Annotated in this window: 11 protein-coding genes; 3 read left to right on the top strand and 8 right to left on the bottom strand. The window is 73.0% G+C overall.

Features of this window, described 5'->3' with window-relative positions:
- Positions 1-202: 202 nt before the first annotated feature.
- Complete coding sequence (locus tag ACFYMP_RS27240) at positions 203-1,714, top strand: hypothetical protein (protein WP_388862462.1); 1,512 nt, start codon at positions 203-205, stop codon at positions 1,712-1,714.
- Positions 1,715-1,904: 190 nt separating this feature from the next.
- On the opposite strand, the gene ACFYMP_RS27235 is transcribed toward ACFYMP_RS27240, so the two are convergent.
- Entirely contained in the window at positions 1,905-3,299 is a 1,395-nt protein-coding gene (locus tag ACFYMP_RS27235) for a SpoIIE family protein phosphatase (RefSeq protein ID WP_388862460.1), read from the bottom strand.
- Positions 3,300-3,537: 238 nt separating this feature from the next.
- On the bottom strand, positions 3,538-5,085 hold the full coding sequence (locus tag ACFYMP_RS27230; protein ID WP_388862458.1) for an ATP-dependent DNA ligase: 1,548 nt from the start codon (positions 5,083-5,085) through the stop codon (positions 3,538-3,540).
- Between the two features lie 155 nt (positions 5,086-5,240).
- Between ACFYMP_RS27230 and ACFYMP_RS27225 the strand changes: the two genes are divergently transcribed.
- Entirely contained in the window at positions 5,241-6,209 is a 969-nt protein-coding gene (locus tag ACFYMP_RS27225) for an NADP-dependent oxidoreductase (protein WP_388862456.1), read from the top strand.
- Between the two features lie 186 nt (positions 6,210-6,395).
- Here ACFYMP_RS27225 and ACFYMP_RS27220 read toward each other — a convergent pair whose 3' ends face one another.
- From ACFYMP_RS27220 to ACFYMP_RS27205, 4 genes are all read right to left on the bottom strand, one after another.
- On the bottom strand, positions 6,396-7,220 hold the full coding sequence (locus ACFYMP_RS27220; RefSeq protein ID WP_388862454.1) for an aldo/keto reductase: 825 nt from the start codon (positions 7,218-7,220) through the stop codon (positions 6,396-6,398).
- 75 nt (positions 7,221-7,295) lie between these two features.
- Positions 7,296-8,567: an MFS transporter gene (locus tag ACFYMP_RS27215; RefSeq protein ID WP_388862452.1), complete on the bottom strand. Its 1,272-nt coding sequence runs from the start codon at positions 8,565-8,567 to the stop codon at positions 7,296-7,298.
- A gap of 337 nt (positions 8,568-8,904) precedes the next feature.
- Positions 8,905-10,263 carry an MFS transporter gene (locus ACFYMP_RS27210; protein WP_388862450.1) on the bottom strand — a complete coding sequence of 453 codons (1,359 nt, stop codon included), beginning with the start codon at positions 10,261-10,263 and terminating at the stop codon, positions 8,905-8,907.
- On the bottom strand, positions 10,260-10,877 hold the full coding sequence (locus ACFYMP_RS27205; protein WP_388862448.1) for a sugar O-acetyltransferase: 618 nt from the start codon (positions 10,875-10,877) through the stop codon (positions 10,260-10,262). Before ACFYMP_RS27205 ends, ACFYMP_RS27210 begins: the two co-directional genes overlap by 4 nt.
- A gap of 111 nt (positions 10,878-10,988) precedes the next feature.
- On the opposite strand from ACFYMP_RS27205, the gene ACFYMP_RS27200 reads away from it, so the two are divergent.
- A complete protein-coding gene (locus tag ACFYMP_RS27200) occupies positions 10,989-12,116 on the top strand; it encodes a LacI family DNA-binding transcriptional regulator (RefSeq protein WP_388862446.1) in 1,128 nt (375 codons plus the stop codon).
- Positions 12,117-12,212: 96 nt separating this feature from the next.
- On the opposite strand, the gene ACFYMP_RS27195 is transcribed toward ACFYMP_RS27200, so the two are convergent.
- Positions 12,213-14,396 (bottom strand): discoidin domain-containing protein, encoded by a 2,184-nt coding sequence (locus ACFYMP_RS27195; RefSeq protein ID WP_388862444.1) that lies wholly within the window; start codon positions 14,394-14,396, stop codon positions 12,213-12,215.
- 363 nt (positions 14,397-14,759) lie between these two features.
- Positions 14,760-16,490, bottom strand: a complete 1,731-nt coding sequence (locus ACFYMP_RS27190; protein WP_388862442.1) for a discoidin domain-containing protein — start codon at positions 16,488-16,490, stop codon at positions 14,760-14,762.
- Between the last annotated feature and the right edge of the window lie 91 nt (positions 16,491-16,581).

The following is a 16,581-nucleotide window of genomic DNA, read 5'->3' as shown; positions in this document are numbered from 1 at the left end:
AGTTACCGCGCCGGCCCCGGCCCGGAGGGCCGGGCACCCTGGGGAGTGCCGACCGGAAACCGGGTCGGGGTGGCGCGTTCCTACCCGACACCCGTCCCCCTGTGGCACACCATCTGGCGCACCCTGGCGAACCCTGGCGAATAGTCGCGACGCATCTGACAGGCGGTTAGTGTCAAATCAGCCGAGAACCTGGGGGCTTGACGTGAGCGGACAACCCAACACCCGCCTGAACGACCTGTTCGGCCTGGCCGGCTGGTCCAAGGGCGAACTCGCGAGACTCGTGAACCGGCGGGCGGCGGCCATGGGCCACCCCCAACTGGCCACCGACACCTCGCGGGTGCGGCGCTGGATCGAGGTCGGGGAGATCCCGCGCGACCCCGTGCCGAGGGTGCTGGCCGCCCTGTTCACCGAGCGTCTCGGCCGTGTCGTGACCATCGAGGACCTCGGTCTGGTCCGGCGCGGGCGCGCGGGGAAACAGCGCGCCGACGGGAGTACCGACGACAATCCCGACGGCGTGCCGTGGGCGCCTGAGCGGACGGCTGCGTTCCTCACCGAATTCACGGGAATGGACCTCATGCTCAACCGACGCGGCTTGGTGGGTGCGGGCGCCGCGCTCGCCGCCGGCTCAGCACTCAGCAACGCCATGCACGACTGGCTTCACACCGACCCCGTACTCGCGGCCGACGCGCCGCGCGTCGGCGACCCTCTGCACGCCGATCCCGCGGGCTTCGACCGCTACGAGGCGGCCCCGGTCGGCTCCCAGGAGATCGACGAACTGGAGCGCTCCGTGGAGGTGTTCCGTGCCTGGGACGCCTCCCGCGGCGGCGGCCTGCAGCGCAAGGCCGTCGTGGGACAGCTCAACGAGGTGGGCGGCATGCTCGCCTACCGCCACCCCGACCACCTCCAGCGGCGCCTGTGGGGCGTCGCCGCCAACCTCGCCGTCCTCGCGGGCTGGATGTCCCACGACGTCGGCCTCGAACCCACCGCCCAGAAGTACTTCCTCATCGCCGCGCACGCCGCCAGGGAGGGCGGCGACCGGCCCCGCGCCGGAGAGGCCCTGTCCCGCGCGGCCCGTCAGAAGGTCCATCTCGGGCAGCCCGGCGAGGCCCTGGACCTGATGAAGCTCGCCTCCTCCGGGGCCGGCGAACGGGCCCTGCCCCGCACCCGCGCCATGCTCCACACCATCGAGGCGTGGGCCCAGGCGTCCATGGGGCGCGGGCAGGCCATGCGCAGGACCCTCGGCGAGGCGGAGGAGCTCTTCGTCTCCGACCGGGCGGACACACCGCCGCCCAGCTGGATGCAGATGTTCGACGAGGCGGACCTCTACGGCATGCAGGCCCTGGCCTACCGCACTCTCGCCGAGCACGACCCCTCCGCCGCCGCCGTGGCCCAGCGCCACGCCAAACGGGCCCTGGAACTGCGCAACGCGGACAAGCGGCAGCGTTCCCAGATCTTCGACTACCTGTCCATGGCCTCGGCCTCCCTGCTCGGCGACGACCCCGAACAGGCCGACACCTACGCGCGGCTGGCCCTCGTGTCCATCGGCGAGACCTCCTCGCACCGCACCTGGGACCGGCTGCGTCAGATGTACCGGCTCACCGCCCAGTACTCCGGCTACCCGAGGATCGACCAGCTTCGAGAGGAGATCCAGCTGGTGCTGCCGAAGAGCCCGGGAGCCAAGGGGAGGACGGGCGGCCGGGCGGCCGAGGCGTGAGCGGCCGCGAGCGTATCCGCCGTCCTGACACGGCCCGGGAGGGCAGGAGGCGGCGCTTCGGTCCGGCCCGGCCCGCCCGGGACGGTCGTGGGGCACACCCCGGCCGCCGGGGACGCCGGGTGTGCCGAGGCGCCGGGCGGCTCTCCCGTGCCCGTCGTCGTATGCGGCCTCCTCCGCTTGTCCCGCCTCCTCAGCCCGCCCGGCCCCGTACCCGGGCGACCAGTACGTATGCGTCGTCCTCGCGCACCACGGACGCGAACTCCTCGGTGAGCGGGCGCACGCAGTCCTGTGCGGTACGCGCGGTGGCGAGGGCCGGCACACGGTCGAGGACGTCCCCGTCCGGCACGGAGCCTCCGGTGCACAGGAGGACGAGGTCGCCGGGGAGCAGGGGCTCTCCCGCCTCGGCGTGTCCTCCCACGGAGGCGGCGCCGAGCAGGGGCCCTCGCGCGCCGGGCAGTTCGCGCGCCTCCCCGCCCCGCAGCAGCAGGGGAGCGGCATGTCCCGCACGGGCCCAGGTCAGCAGGCCCGTCCGTGGGTCGTAACGGCAGCACAGCGCACTGCCGGGCGTGGGTCCGGCCTGTGCCGCGACCAGCTGGTCGAGGCAGCCGAGCACCTGGCCGGGGCCGATCCCGGCCAGGGCGGTGCCGCGCAGCGCGCCGAGCAGGGTGGCCGTCGCGGCGGTCAGCCGCGCTCCGCCGCCCGTGAGTTCACCGGCGGCCAGTACCGTGCGTGCGTCGGGCAGTTCGAGGGCCTCGTGCCAGTGCCTGCCGGGCGGTTCTCCCCCCGTGGCGGGCAGCCGGACCGCGGCGAGATCAAGGGGGCCCGGGGCGGCGCTGGGGGAGAAGCGCAGCGGGCCGTGCCGGGCGGGGAGCAGGGCCTCGCGCAAAGCGGCGGCCGCCCGCCGGCCCGCCGGCTCCTCGCCGGTCTGCCTGACGAGTGAGCGACCGGACTCGCGGAGCGCGTGTTCGCCGCGTCGCAGCGCGCTCACGTCGCGCACCACCGCCCACATCGAGACAATGGCGCCCTCCCTGTCGAGTACCGGTTCACCGGTCATGTGCACGGTGCGCGGGCTGTTGTCGGGGCGCGTCAAGCGGAACTCCCCGTCGATCGGCTTCCCGTCGATCAGGCAGCCCGTCACCATCGTGGTGAGGCGGGGCCGGTCCTCGGGGACGACGAGAGAGGGGAGTTCGTCGAGCGTGGGGGGCCGCGTCGCCGGATCGCGACCGACGATCGCGTACAGCTCGGGCGACCAACTGACCTCGTCGGTCAGCAGGTTCCACTCCGCGCTGCCGACCCGGCGCAGCAGCGAAGCGGCCGGCTCGCGCCGCGCGGCCGGTGCCGGCGGGGGCCCGCCCGCCCGTAACTGCGCGAGATGGCCGTCGAGGTCGTCGAGATGGTGCATCGCCAGTTCGCACAGGGCGCGCTGCCAGCGGGCCCTGGTCTCGTCGGCCCGCGGGTCCTGCGGCCGCGCGCGCACGGCGTCCATGCCCCCGCGCAGGCGCCGGGCCTGGGCGATGAGGGCGTCGACCGGTCCCGGTTCGGGCGAGGCCGCCGCGGGGCGGTCCGTGAACGCGTGGGACGGCATGGGGACTCCGTTGCTGGCGGCGCCCCGCGGAGCTGGGACGGGGCGGCCTCACCCCCTCAGGCAGTGGTAAACCTGTGGAATACCCGCTCCCGTAACGGAGTTGGCGTCCCTTCGGGCGTGACGACGGTACGACTTTCGCACAGCGCCTCCGGTCCCGTAAGGCATTTGGCAAGACCCGACCCGCTGGTGCCGTCGGCATATGCCACAGTCCCCGGCGGGATCGCGGACGGTACGCCCTTCAGTCCGCGGCCGGAGCGCCGAAGTCCAGCACCGTCTCCAGGGTGTCGGCCTCGGCGGCGGTCTTGTCGGGCCGGTAGCGCACCACCCGCGCGAACCGCAGCGTGACGCCCGCCGGATACCGGGTGGAGCGTTGCAGTCCGTCGTACGCGATCTCGGCCACCAGCTCCGGCCGCACCCGCACGACATGGCCGTCGTCCGACACGGACCGCTCCAGCAGACGGCGGGTCTGCTCGTCGAGCATCGCGTCCGTGAGCCCCTTGAAGGTCTTGCCGAGCATGACGAAGCCGCCCTCCCCGTCACGCGCCCCCAGGTGCAGGTTCGACAGCTTTCCGGTGCGCCGCCCGTGCCCCCACTCGGCGGCGAGCACCACCAGATCCAGCGTGTGCACGGGTTTGACCTTGAGCCAGGCGGCGCCGCGCCTTCCCGCGCTGTACGGCGCGTCCAGAGACTTGACCACGACCCCCTCGTGCCCGCGCTCCAGGGTCCTCTCCAGGAACTCCCGCGCCGCCGCGACCTCGCCGGGCTGCTGAGGGGCGTCGACCTCGTAGCGGCGCACCCGCAGTTCCGGCGGAACGAGCACCGCGAGCGCCGCGTGCCGCTCCACGGCGGGCGCCTCCAGCAGTTCACGGTCGTCGACCAGCAGCACGTCGAAGAAGACCGGGGCCAGCGGCACCGCGGCGCGCGCCGCGCTCACGTCCACCCGGGAACCGGTCCGCCCGGCGATCTCCTGGAAGGTACGCGGCCGGCCCGCCGCGTCGAAGGCGATCACCTCGCCGTCCAGGACGCAGCGCCGCGCCGACAGGGTCAACGCCGCCTCGACCACCTCGGGCACCCGGTCGGTGATGTCGTCGAGCGTGCGCGTCCACACCCGGACCGCGTCCCCCTCCCGGTGCACCTGCACCCTGATGCCGTCCAGCTTCTCCTCGACCGCGCACGGGCCGAGCGCCCCCACCGCCTCGGCGACCGACTTGGCGGACCGCGCGAGCATCGGCTGCACCGGCCTGCCCACCGTGAGCCGGAAACCGGCCAGGGCCTCGCGCCCCTCCGCGAGCAGCGCCCGCGCCACCGGGACCAGCGCCCCGCGCAGCATCACCGCACGCCGTACCTCCTCGGCGGGCACCCCGGCCGCCGCCGCGAGCCCCTCCACGGCCATCGCGTCCAGCGCTCCCTGGCGCACCTCGCCGGTCAGCAGGCCCACGAGGAACCTCTGTTCGGGCTCGGTCGCCGCGCCCAGCAGCAGCGCGAGCAGCCGGCGCCGCTCCTCCTGGGACCCCTTGCCGCCCACGGACGCCAGCTCCGTGAGAGCCGTGTCGACCGCCTCCAGCGTCAGCGAGGGACCGGAGGCCGGCGCCACCGCGGCGCGCAGACTGCTCCAGCCGACGCCGATGCGGCCCTGCGGAGGGCGGCCCGCGAGATACGCGATGGCCAGCGGCGCGTCCCGCGGACCCGCCGCGCGGAACAGCCCGGCCAGCAACGCCGTCTTCTCCGTGCGCGCCCGGGTCGCCGCGACCGCCGCGGACACCTCCACCACCTTCGACAGCAGCATGCCTCTCATCCTCCCCCGCCGGGCCCCGCCCGGCACGCCCGCGCTCCCCCCGGCGCCGTCCCCGGATCACGTGGTAGTAGTGCCGGGGAGGATCTTCGGCCCCGCTCGGCCCCTTCCTCCGACCGCCCGCCCACCGCCCGAAGGACCAGCCAGCCATGACCGACCGCACCATGCGCGCCATCGTCCAGACCGACTTCGGCGGACCCGAGGTGCTCACGTCCACCCGCGTCCCGCGCCCCGAGCCCGTACCGACCGAGGTCCTGGTCCGGGTCCGCGCCGCCGGCGTCAACCCGGTCGACGGCAAGACCCGGCAGGGGCTCGGTGCGGCCGCCGCCCTCGCGAAGCCGCCGCTCGTACCCGGCTGGGACGTCGCGGGGGTCGTCGAGGAGGTCGGCGCCGGGGTGACCGTCCTGCGGCCGGGAGACGAGGTCTTCGGCATGCCCTGGTTCCCGCGCGCGGCCGGTGCCTACGCCGAGTACGTGACGGCCCCCGCCCGCCAGTTCGCCCGGAAGCCCGCGGGGCTGAGCTTCGAGCAGGCCGGGGGGCTCCCGCTCGCCTCGCTCACGGCCTGGCAGGCCCTTGTCGACACGGCGCGGCTGCGGCGCGGCGAACGCCTGCTCGTGCACGCCGGGGCCGGGGGAGTCGGCCACCTCGCCGTGCAACTCGCCCACCATCTCGGCGCCCACGTGATCGCCACGGCGAGCGCGTCCCGGCACGCGTGGCTGCGCTCGCTCGGCGCCGACGAGGTCCTCGACTACCGCACGACCCGGTTCGAGGAGGAGGTCGCCGGTGTCGACACCGTCCTGGATCTGGTCGGCCCCAAGGACGACACGAGCGAGCGCTCCCTGCGGGTCCTGCGCCCCGGAGGTCTGCTCGTGACGGTGCCCTCCGGCGGGGGCTCCGGAATCCACGAGCGGGCCGCCGGGGCCGGGCTGCGGTCCACCGGAATCCTCGTGGAGCCGGACGGGGCCGCGCTCTCCCGTATCGCCCAGCTGGTCGAGAAGGGGGCCCTGCGGGTCCATGTCGACGACGTCCATCCACTGGAGGACGCCGCCGCCGCGCACACCAGGCTGGAGGCGGGAGGCACGCGCGGCAAGCTCGTGCTGAGCGTCGCCGACCACTGAGCCGGCCGCTCTGCCTCCGGACGCCGACCGGCCCCCGCCCCCCGGTCGAAGACGAGGAGGGGGCGGGGGCCGGTCGGCGCGCAAGGGCGGCGGGGGAGCGGACACGTCGTCATCGCGCCGCCGACCGTGGGGCCCTCGGGCGGGGCCGGTGGCTGTCCCTGACTCCGGCCCCGCCCCGTGCGGGTGCTAGTTCAGGGTGTCCGGGTCCGGGCCGGTGCGCATGCCGCGGTCCAGGGCGGCGATCGCGTCCAGGTCCTCGCCGGTCAGCTCGAAACCGAACACGTCCAGGTTCTCCCGGATACGGCTCGGGGTCACCGACTTGGGGATGACGATGTTGCCGCTCTGCAGGTGCCAGCGCAGGACCACCTGGGCCGGGGTGCGGCCCAGGCGCGCGGCGATCGACGCGATCGCCTCCTCCTTGAGCAGGGCGCCCTGCGCGAGCGGGCTCCACGCCTCCGTGGCGATACCGTGCCGCGCGTGCGTCGCCCGCAGCTCACGCTGCTGCAGCCCGGGGTGCAGCTCCACCTGATTGACGGCGGGCACGACACCCGTCTCGGCGATGAGACGCTCGACGTGCGCCGGCTGGAAGTTGGACACCCCGATGGCACGGGCCCGGCCGTCGGAGAGCAGCTTCTCCAGGGCGCGGTACGACTCGACGTACAGGTCACGGGCCGGGGTGGGCCAGTGGATCAGGTACAGGTCGACGTGGTCGAGGCCGAGCCGCTCAAGGCTCGCGTCGAAGGCGCGCAGCGTCGCGTCGTACCCCTGGTCCTCGTTCCACAGCTTGGTGGTGACGAAGAGATCCTCGCGGGAGACTCCCGAGGCGGCGAGCGCGCGGCCCACGCCCTTCTCGTTGCCGTAGACCGCGGCCGTGTCGATGCTGCGGTAACCCGCCTCCAGCGCGGTGGCGACGGCGGCGGTGGTCTCCTCGTCGGGGACCTGGAAGACGCCGAAGCCGAGCTGCGGCATGGTCACGCCGTTGTTCAGGGTGACGGTGGGGATGGTGTGCATGACCTTCTCAACTGTTCTTTCGGTGAGGGACGGTAAAGGGGTGGTCCCGTCCGCCGGGGCGGGCGGGAGGGGCGGTCAGGGACGGACGGCCCCGCTCGGGGCCGGCGCCTCGGCGACGGGCCCCGAGCCCGTCTGCGGCTGGTCGCCGCAGAGGCTGTTCGACGCGGACGGGCGCGCTGCCGGCACCGGCGTCACGCCGGGGCGTCCGGCCCGCTCCAGCCACGCGGAGAGGAACGCCACGAGCAGTGCGGACAGGGCGAGTGCGGCGCCCACCCAGTTGGGCGCGGTGTAGCCGAAGCCCGCGCTGATGACGAGGCCCCCGAGCCAGGCCGCGAGGGCGTTCCCGAGGTTGAAGGCCCCGATGTTGACGGCGGAGGCCAGTGTGGGGGCGCCCGCGGCCTGGTCGAGGACCCGCTTCTGCAGCGGGGGGACGGTGGCGAAGCCGAGCGCGCCGATCAGGAAGAGCGTCACGGCTGCCGAGGTCTTGTCGTGGGCCGTCGTCGTGAACAGGGCCAGCACCACGGTGAGGCCGCCGAGCGCGGTGAACAGCATCGGCATCAGCCGGCGGTCGGCGAACCGGCCGCCCACCAGATTGCCGGCCACCATTCCGGCGCCCAGCAGCACCAGCAGCCAGGTCACGGAGGAGTCGGCGTACCCGGCGACCTCGGTCATCATCGGGGCGATGTAGGTCACCGCGGCGAAGACGCCGCCGAAGCCGAGTACGGTCATCGCCATCGCGAGGACCACCTGGACGTTGCCCAGCGCACCCAGCTCGTGGCGCAGCCGCACCCCCTCGGGCTTCGGCAGTTCCGGGACGAGCCGCAGGATGCCCAGCAGGCCCACGAGGCCGAGGGCGGCCACCACGAGGAAGGTGACGCGCCAGCCGGCGGCCTGCCCGATGAAGGTGCCGAGCGGTACGCCGACGACGTTGGCGACCGTGAGCCCGGTGAACATCAGCGCGATCGCGTTGGCCCGTTTGGCGGGCGGGACGAGTCCGGCGGCCACGACCGAGCCGATGCCGAAGAAGGCGCCGTGGGCGAAGGAGGCGATGACGCGACCGACGAGCAGGACGCCGAAGGCGGGCGCGAGGGCGGAGACGACGTTGCCGATCACGAAGAGCGCCATCAGCAGCATCAGCATGCGCTTGCGCGGCACCTTGGTGCCGAGGAGGGTCATGATCGGCGCCCCGACGAGGACGCCGAGTGCGTAGCCCGTCACCAGGAGCCCCGCGGTGGGCACGGAGACCCCGAAATCACTCGCGACGTCGGGGAGCAGGCCCATGATCACGAATTCGGTCGTGCCGATACCGAAGGCCCCGATGGCCAGGGCCAGGAGTGCCAGAGGCATGGGGAGGTACCTTCCAGAAGTCCAAGAAAAGCGGTAGCCGCTTACGAGCGTCGACAATACTTGCGTGCGCGCTATAAAGGCAAACGCATGCAGGCTGCGGTAGCGCTATAGGGGCGTCCGGTCGTCTCGGAGGTCCGGGTGGGGAGGACGAAACCCCGGCGCGGCGGGCGAGTGGCCGGCGGGTGGTGTGGAGGCTGCCGGCCAATCCCCAGTTCGGACGGGGCGTGACCGGGGCGCCGTGCGGGCTGCCGGGGGCCACCGCGCCGCGACAGCCGCGGAAAACGACGGGGCCCCCGCCGCGCGACGCGGCGAGGGCCCACGGCCGGCGGTCGTCCCGCTAGGGTTCCGTCCGCTTCCGGGACACCGGTTCGCGCTCCAGCGGTTCGCCGGGCGCCAGGACGCCGGGTGCGAGCCCCGCCGGGCCCCGGCCCGCGTCCTGCGCCGGCAGGCGCGCCCCGTCCTCCTCCCTCGCCGCTCGGGGCGGCGCCGTCGCCGCGGCCAGGGTGCCCGCCAGCAGGGCCACGACGGCGACCGAGAGCATCGCCGGGCGCAGGCCCACGTGCTCGCCGAGCAGGCCCAGCGAGGGCGGACCCGCGAGGAAGGCGAGGTAGCCCGTGGTGGCCACCGCGCCGACCCGGGCCGCCGAGGCGCCGTCCGTGCCGTCACCGGCCGCCGACAGGGTGACCGGGAAGCCGAGCGAGGCACCGAGCCCCCACAGCACCACCGCGCACGCGGCGAACACCGCGTTCGGCGCGAGGGCGACCACGAGGATGCCCGCCGTCGCGAGCGCGGCGCTGATCCGCACCACCACGGTGCGGCCCAGCCGGGCGAGCACCGGCTCGCCCAGGAAACGGCCCGCCGCCATCGAGGCGGCGAACAAGGTGTACACGAGCGAACCCGTGGCCGCGTTCAGCTCGTAACCGTCCACCATGATCAGCGGCAGCCAGTCGTTCGCCGACCCCTCGGTCAGCGCCATGCCCAGCACGATCAGGCCCAGCAGCACCGTACGGCGCTCCCGCCAGACCGAGGGGCCCCGGCTCTCGCGGCCCCGCCCCCGCGCACGGGCCGCCGCCTCGACGCGCCCCGTCCCCGCCGGGATCTGCCGGATCGCCCACCCGGCGCACGGGACGCACAGCAGGGCGACGCCCCACAGGTGCCAGGTGACCGGGAAGCCGAGCGAGGTCAGCAGGATGCCGAGCCCCGCACCGGCCACCGTCCCCGCGCTGTAGCAGCCGTGCAGCGCCGGAAGCACCGGGCGGCCCAGCACCTTCTCCAGGGCGGCCCCCTCCACGTTGACCGCGATCTCCATCAGCCCCGTGCCACCGCCGAACACCAGCAGCCCCGCGAACACCACGGGCGCGCTGCCGGTGGCCGCGCCCGCGCCGAGCACCAGCGGTGCCACGCAGGACGCGGCGACACCGATCGCGCTGACCCTCCGCCCGCCGAGACGCGCCACCCCGGTGCCCGAACTCAGGACGCCGATCATCGCGCCCACCGAGAGGCCGAAGATGACCGCGCCCATCCCGGCGGTCGAGGCCCCGATCTCGTCACGGATGGCCGGCGTGCGCGTCACCCACGAGGCCATCACGACACCGTTGACCACGAACAGGGTGAACAGGGCGGCCCGCCGGCGTGAGGTCGCCGCGCTACGGCCCGCGCCCCGCGGTGCCGCCGCTTCCTCCCCCCGGCCGCTCATTCCGGTGACCCGCTCTCGGACGGAGCGGTGCCCCCGGCCCTGCCGGCGCCGTCGAGCCGGCGCACCACACGGGCCGGATTGCCCACCGCCACGACGTTCGCCGGCAGGTCCCTGGTGACGACGGCCCCCGCGCCCACCACCGTGTTCTCCCCGATGCTCACCCCGGGACAGACGATCACCCCGCCGCCCAGCCACACGTTGTCCTCGATGCTGATCGGCTCCGCCGCCTCCCACTTGGCCCGCCTGGCCTCCGGCTCCACCGGGTGCGTGGGCGTCAGGAGCTGCACGTTCGGGCCGATCTGCACGTCCGCGCCGATGGTGATGGGGGCCACGTCCAGGAAGACGGCGCCGAAGTTGACGAAGGTACCCGCCCCCACGCGGATTCCGTAGCCGTAGTCCACCCGTAGCGGCGGACGGATCTCCGCCCCCTCGCCCAGCTCCCCGAGCAGCTCCGCGAGCGCCGTGCGCCGCGCCTCGGGCTCACTCGCCGAGGAGGAGTTGAACCGCTCGCTCAGCAGCGCCGCCCGCAGGGCGTCCGCGGACAGCTCGGGATCGTCCGCACGGTACAGCTCGCCCGCGAGCATGCGTTCCTTCTGGCTGGTCACAACCCGCATTCCTTCTGCCGTGCCGGTACGCGAGGGGCGCAGCGGCCAGTAAATGTATCGATACAGCACAGTGTCATAGGCTGGGACCGAGCAGCAAGACGACCGGACCGGGAGTAAGAGATGGCGACCCTGAAGGACGTGGCGCGCGCCGCGGGTGTCTCCGTCATGAGCGTGTCCAACGTGCTCAACGGCACCGGACGCTTCTCCGCCGGCATGTCCGAGCGCGTCCTGCGCGCCGTCGAGGAGGTCGGCTACGCCGGTCCCGACCCGGCCGCGGCCTCGCTGCGCCGGGGCCGCACCGGCACCCTCGGCGTCGTCCTGCCCACCGCCCTGGAGAACGCCTTCGGCGACCCGGACGCCGTGCCCTTCCTGAAGGGGGTGGCGCGCACCTTCCAGCGGCGCGCCACCACCATGACCCTGCTCGCCCTGCCCCCCTCCGCGGGGCCGCTGCGCCGGTGGGACGCGGAACCGCCGGAGCGGGTCGCCCGCGGACCGCTGGCCGCCCTGGAGAGAGCGGTGGTCGACGCCGTTCTGCTCTACAGCGTCGAGGAGGATCACCCGGGGCTCGACGTGGTGGCCCGCCGGGCCCTGCCCGTGCTCGCCGTCGACTCGCCCGGCCCCCGGGTCGGGCGGGAGCGGTTCGGCGGTGCCTGGGCCGGCTTCGTGACCGTGGACGACCACGGCGGGGCCCTCGCGGCCGCCCGCCACCTCCTCGAACGCGGGCACCGCAGGGCCGTCGTCCTCGTGGACCGGCTCCTGCTCCAGCCCCGCCTCGGGCCGGTGCCCTGGCACCGGGCGCTCGCCACCACGAGCGCCATCGTCCGGGCCCGGCTGACCGGTTACCGGGACGCGTGGACGGGCGCGGGCCTGCCCCTGGAGGACCTGCTGGTGATCGAGTGCGGCACCCTCGACCCGGCGGCCGGGCGGGCCGCCGTCGCGGAACTGCTCGCCGCCCCGGGAGCCGCTCCCGGCGCGGTCCTCGCCCTCAGCGACAGCCTCGCCCACGGCGCCGTGGAAGCGGCGCTCGCCGCCGGGCTGCGGGTGCCCGAGGACCTGGCGGTCGTGGGCTACGACGACAGTGTCGAGGCCGTGCGGGCGCCGGTACCGCTCACCACCGTGCACCAGCCGACCGTGCTCAAGGGGGAGACCGCCGCCTCCCTCCTGCTCGACCACCGCACCGCCCCGGCCGGGGGCGAGCCTCCCGTGCGGCAACTGCCCACCCGGCTCGTGATCCGCGCGAGCACGTGAGACGTGAGGGCCGGCCCCCGCCGGGGCCGGCCCTCACTTCGCGCGCCCTTGGGCGGTGCCCGCCCGACGTGGCGGGCGGGCACCGTCAACGGCCGTCTACGGGAAGGAGGTCACCGTCGACGGCACCGTGGAGGTGCCCGAGGTGGCCGAACCCGTGCTGTTGATGACGTGGTTGTACTGGCCCATCCCGCCGAGCGACACGACCAGCAGGTCGTGGAACTTGACGCCCGGCTTCACCGGGGCCTGGAAGCCGTGCTCCTGGACGATGCCCGGGTCGGAGGTGTAGTTGCAGTAGCTGCCGAGCCCCCAGCCCTCGTGCGTGTTCACCGAGTCGGCGACCTTGTAGGCCGCGTACCCCCGCGTCGAACCGTTCTGGATGGCGGCCTGGTTGGGCGCGTCGTACGCCTTCTCGTTCTGGAAGAAGATCGTGCGGCCGCGCTCACCGTTCCACTGCACGTCGTACTTGTTGAAGTGCTCGACGAACAGACCGGTCGCGAGGACGTCATCCCCGTTGACGGTCAGCCCGTAGTCGGCGCGGTTGGTCTCCCAGCCGACACCGGAGCCGTGGTCGGCCCGCCAGAGCCAGGTGTGGTCGATGATCGCGTCGTCACTGTTCACGACGACGCTGTTGGTCGCCTTGCCGGGGCCGGCGCCGCCGATGCGGACGAACACGTCCTGCAGCGAGGTGGGGTTGGCCGCGTGGTCCGCGGAGGAGTTCTGCGGACCGATCTCCAGCAGGGTGGGCGAGTTGACCGGTCCGGCGTCGATGAGGAAACCGGCCAGCTTCACGCCGTCCACGTCCGCGACCTTCATCGCGGTGACCCCGTTGTCCGGGATGATCGTCGCGAGCCCGAGACCGAGGACCACGGTGTTGGCGCGCTTGACGTCGATGGTCTGGTTGAGGTGGTAGACGCCCGGGGTGAACAGCAGGTTCAGGCCCTGGTCGAGCGCCTGGTTGATGGTCGCCGCGGTCGCGCCGGGCTTGACCACGTAGAACTGGCTCAGCGGCAGCGACTGGCCCTGCGGGGTGCCGGCCCAGGAGACGCCGCGCGCGTTGGTGCGCTTGGCCGGGACGAACACCTTGTAGTCGTTGCCGTCCAGGTAGAGGAAGGGCTTCTCCCGGGAGACCGGGGTGTTCTGCAGCGTGGTGTACGGCGGGTTCGGGAAGCCCTGGGCGGGCGCGCCCTCGACACCGGAGAACACCATGTTCCACACGCCGTTGGTCCAGCCGCCCACGGAGCTGTCGCGGGTGTACCACTGCTGCTGCGAGTACGGGCCGACCGTGCCGTCGATCTTGCTGTCGGCGATGTAGCCGCCACTCGCCCAGCCGTAGCCGTTGGGCGCGAGGTTCAGACCGCCCTTGACGTGCATCCGGCGGAAGGGCGCGGCCTGGGCGACGGCCCAGCGGTCGGTGCCGTTGACCGGGTTGAGCGCCAGATTCTCGGCCGAACGCCAGAAGTTCTGCGTCGCGTTGCCGTTGAACCAGCCCGCGTCGACGGTCACGTCACCGTTGAAGGTCGTGTCGTCCGGCTTGAGCCCGAGGCCCGCGATCGAGGTGTAGAACCCGATCTGCGCGTTCAGGTTGTTGTACGTGCCCGGCTTGAACAGGAGCGCGTAGCGCCCGTTGCCGAACTGCGCCGACTCCTGCTGCTGGAAGATCGCGTCCACCTGCTGCTGGATGTTCGGGGTGGAAGGGGAGAACACCTTCACGTTGGGACCGAGGTCCCCGCCGCCGGTGATCGGCCCCGACGGGTCGGTGCCGCCACCCCCGGTGGAGCCGAAGACCTGGAACTCCCAGAGCGAGTAGCCGTACTGGGTGGCGCGGGCCGTCCCGTACACCCGGACGTAGCGCGCGTCCCCGCTCAGGTTCAGCGTTTCGACGCCCCCGTTGCCGGTGGTCGTCGAGTACTTCGAGGTCCAGTTCTGGTCGTCCGTGGAGAACTCGACCCGGTAGCCCTTCGCGTACGCGGTCTCCCAGCGCAGGACCACCTGGCTGACGGAGGCCGTCGAGCCGAGGTCGACCTTGATCCACTGCGGGTCGCTGCTGGCGCTCGACCAGCGGGTGCCGTTGTCCCCGTCGACCGCGTTGACCGCCGGAGTGCCGACGTTCTCCTGACTGGAGGCGGTGACGTTCTTGCCCTGCGAGAGCAGCACGGGTGCGGCCTGTGCGGCGGTCGCGGGAAGGAACGCCAGAAGCGCTCCGGTCAGGGCGAGCACCACGGTGCCCACAAGGGTTCTTCGTGGTGGTCTCGGTCTTGCCTGAGTGCGCGAGGCAGCCATGTAGGTCTCCTGGAGACGAGAAAAAAGGGGGGTGCCGTGAAGAGTGGAGAAAAGGGGGAGCGAGGCGATGGAGCGCTCACTCGCTTCCCTCGTCAGGATGGTCTGCCGCGCCGCCATGGGCCGTCAAGAGTTGTGCACAAGGTCCTTCCGGCAAGTTCCCAGGTCGGGGCGGCGAACCGAGCGAAGGCCCTGGATAACACTTTTTCCAGGGCGGTTTGACGGCAGCTCAGAGGCGTTGGACGCTTCGAGAAGTGGTGGGGAGGAGCGAGGGGCCGACCCGAAACGGCCAAGAAATGAAAGGGCGAGGGCCGGGCCCTCATCCGCACGGATGGGGCCCGGCCCTCGCCTCGGTGGTGCCCCGGATCAGCCGTAGATGCCGAACTCGTGGAGCGAGTAGCCGTATCCGGTGCCGCGTGCGGTGCCGTGCAGCCGGACATAGCGGGCGCTGTCACTGACGTCGAAGTCGTCGATGCCGCCGTTGCCGTCCGTCACCTCGTGCACTGTCCGCCAGCTCTGCCCGTCGTCGGACACCTGGATGGTGTACGCCTTGGCGTAGGCCGACTCCCAGTCGAGCTGGATGTGCCTGAACGCGGTCCGCTCGCCCAGATCGACCTGGATCCACTGCGGATCGCTCCAGTCGCTGGCCCAGCGCGAACCGGCGTCGCCGTCCACCGCGTTCTCCGGACCGCAGGGGCAGCCGGTGCCGGTGGGCTGGAAGGAGGAGGCGGTGGCCGTCTTCCCGCGCGCCAGGTCGGTCCCGTCCACCGGAGGAGCCACGACCTTGGCCGAGGTGGTGGCGACACCCACGTTGCCCTTGCCGTCCTTGGCCTTGACGTAGATCTTCCACACACCGGTGCGGTCCGGGGCGGTGAAACGCAGCTTGCCGCCACCCAGGTCGGTGGCCGGCACCGTCCGCAACGCCGAGGCGTCGTCTATGTACTTGCTGCCCACCTGCACCTCGTAGGTGACGGCGTCACCGTCGGGGTCCTCGGTGGGGGCCGTGACGGTCGTCTCCTTGCCGGCCGGGACCGCCGAGGCGCCCCCGTCGATCGACAGTTCCCCGACCACGGGCGGCGTGTTGTCCCGCGAGGTGTCCGCCCCGTAGGCCTTCTTCACGCTGTAGTACGCCAGCCGCTTCTCGTCGGCCGGCAGCAGGTTGAACCAGATGCCGCCGAAGTCGTACTCGGTGCCGTAGTGGAACATCGTCGCGCCGAGGGCCACTCCCTGGTGGCCGGTCACGCAGTCCCAGGCCCGGGTGTAGCCGGCCGCCTTCTCCTCGTCGGTCGGCTCCCGCGGGACGCCGTTGGCGTCGTCGGGGACCTCCCACTCGCCGGCCGGGCCGGTCTCCGTGATGATGTACGGCTTGTCGTAACCGCCGTCCTCCCACGCCTTCTTGACCCCGCACACGTCCTGGTAGGCGTTGACCGCGTACAGGTCGAGGTCGGGTGCGTTCTTCTTGTAGTACGGCCACGCGCCGGTCCAGGCGTCGGTCGAGGTGACCGGGTGGTTGGGGTCGACCGCGTGGATCTTCTTGGCGATGTCGTTCACCAGGGTGGTGTAGGCGTCCCGCTGCTGCTCCAGCGCGTCACCGCTGTAACAGTTCTGCAGACCGAGCACCGACTCGTTGCCGACGTTCCACATGAGGACGCCCGGGTTGTCCTTGTAGGTCTCCACCCACTTCGGGAACTCGGCGAGCATGTCGTTCTTGTAGTCGGTGTCCGTGAGGTAGTCGACACAGCCGCCGCTTCCGGGGCCGCCGCCGGGCTGGAGCCAGAAGCCGGCCACCACCTTGATGCCGTTGGCGGCGGCGGCGTCGAACAGCGGGGCGCTGGAGGCGTCCGTGCCCCAGGTCCTGATGGTGTTGACGCCCATCGACTTCACGTCGGGCAGGTACTTCGCGGCGTCCGTGGGGGAGGGGCCCCAGGTGAGGCCCTTGACGGTGTACGGCGAACCGTCCACCGTGAGCTGCCAGTTGCTCTGGCCGCCCGTCACCTTCACCACCGAGCCGGCCGCCTGGGCGGCGGGGGCGGGAAGGGCGAACGCGGCGGCGGCGAGGGCTGCCGTCACCGCCAGGGCCGTAGTGCTTCTGCGCATCGTGACTGGCTCCTTCGGGAGTCCGTGGGTGGGGGGACCCGCCCGCGCCGATGCGGGCGCGGGCAGGCGTCAGTCAGAGAGAGCGGAGCGG

The organism is Streptomyces sp. NPDC007088 (assembly GCF_042869355.1).
Lineage (GTDB): Bacteria > Actinomycetota > Actinomycetes > Streptomycetales > Streptomycetaceae > Streptomyces.
Note: the sequence above shows the minus strand (reverse complement) of the source record. Positions and strands in the feature narration are given on the sequence as shown.

Bases quoted from the DNA above. Each gene is read 5' to 3' on its own strand.
- ACFYMP_RS27215 (WP_388862452.1), bottom strand. From the start codon at position 8,567: ATGCCTCTGGCACTCCTGGCCCTGGCCATCGGGGCCTTCGGTATCGGC.
- ACFYMP_RS27210 (WP_388862450.1), bottom strand. From the start codon at position 10,263: ATGAGCGGCCGGGGGGAGGAAGCGGCGGCACCGCGGGGCGCGGGCCGT.
- ACFYMP_RS27230 (WP_388862458.1), bottom strand. From the start codon at position 5,085: ATGCTGCTGTCGAAGGTGGTGGAGGTGTCCGCGGCGGTCGCGGCGACC.
- ACFYMP_RS27235 (WP_388862460.1), bottom strand. From the start codon at position 3,299: ATGCCGTCCCACGCGTTCACGGACCGCCCCGCGGCGGCCTCGCCCGAA.
- ACFYMP_RS27190 (WP_388862442.1), bottom strand. From the start codon at position 16,490: ATGCGCAGAAGCACTACGGCCCTGGCGGTGACGGCAGCCCTCGCCGCC.
- ACFYMP_RS27195 (WP_388862444.1), bottom strand. From the start codon at position 14,396: ATGGCTGCCTCGCGCACTCAGGCAAGACCGAGACCACCACGAAGAACC.
- ACFYMP_RS27225 (WP_388862456.1), top strand. From the start codon at position 5,241: ATGACCGACCGCACCATGCGCGCCATCGTCCAGACCGACTTCGGCGGA.
- ACFYMP_RS27205 (WP_388862448.1), bottom strand. From the start codon at position 10,877: ATGCGGGTTGTGACCAGCCAGAAGGAACGCATGCTCGCGGGCGAGCTG.
- ACFYMP_RS27220 (WP_388862454.1), bottom strand. From the start codon at position 7,220: ATGCACACCATCCCCACCGTCACCCTGAACAACGGCGTGACCATGCCG.
- ACFYMP_RS27200 (WP_388862446.1), top strand. From the start codon at position 10,989: ATGGCGACCCTGAAGGACGTGGCGCGCGCCGCGGGTGTCTCCGTCATG.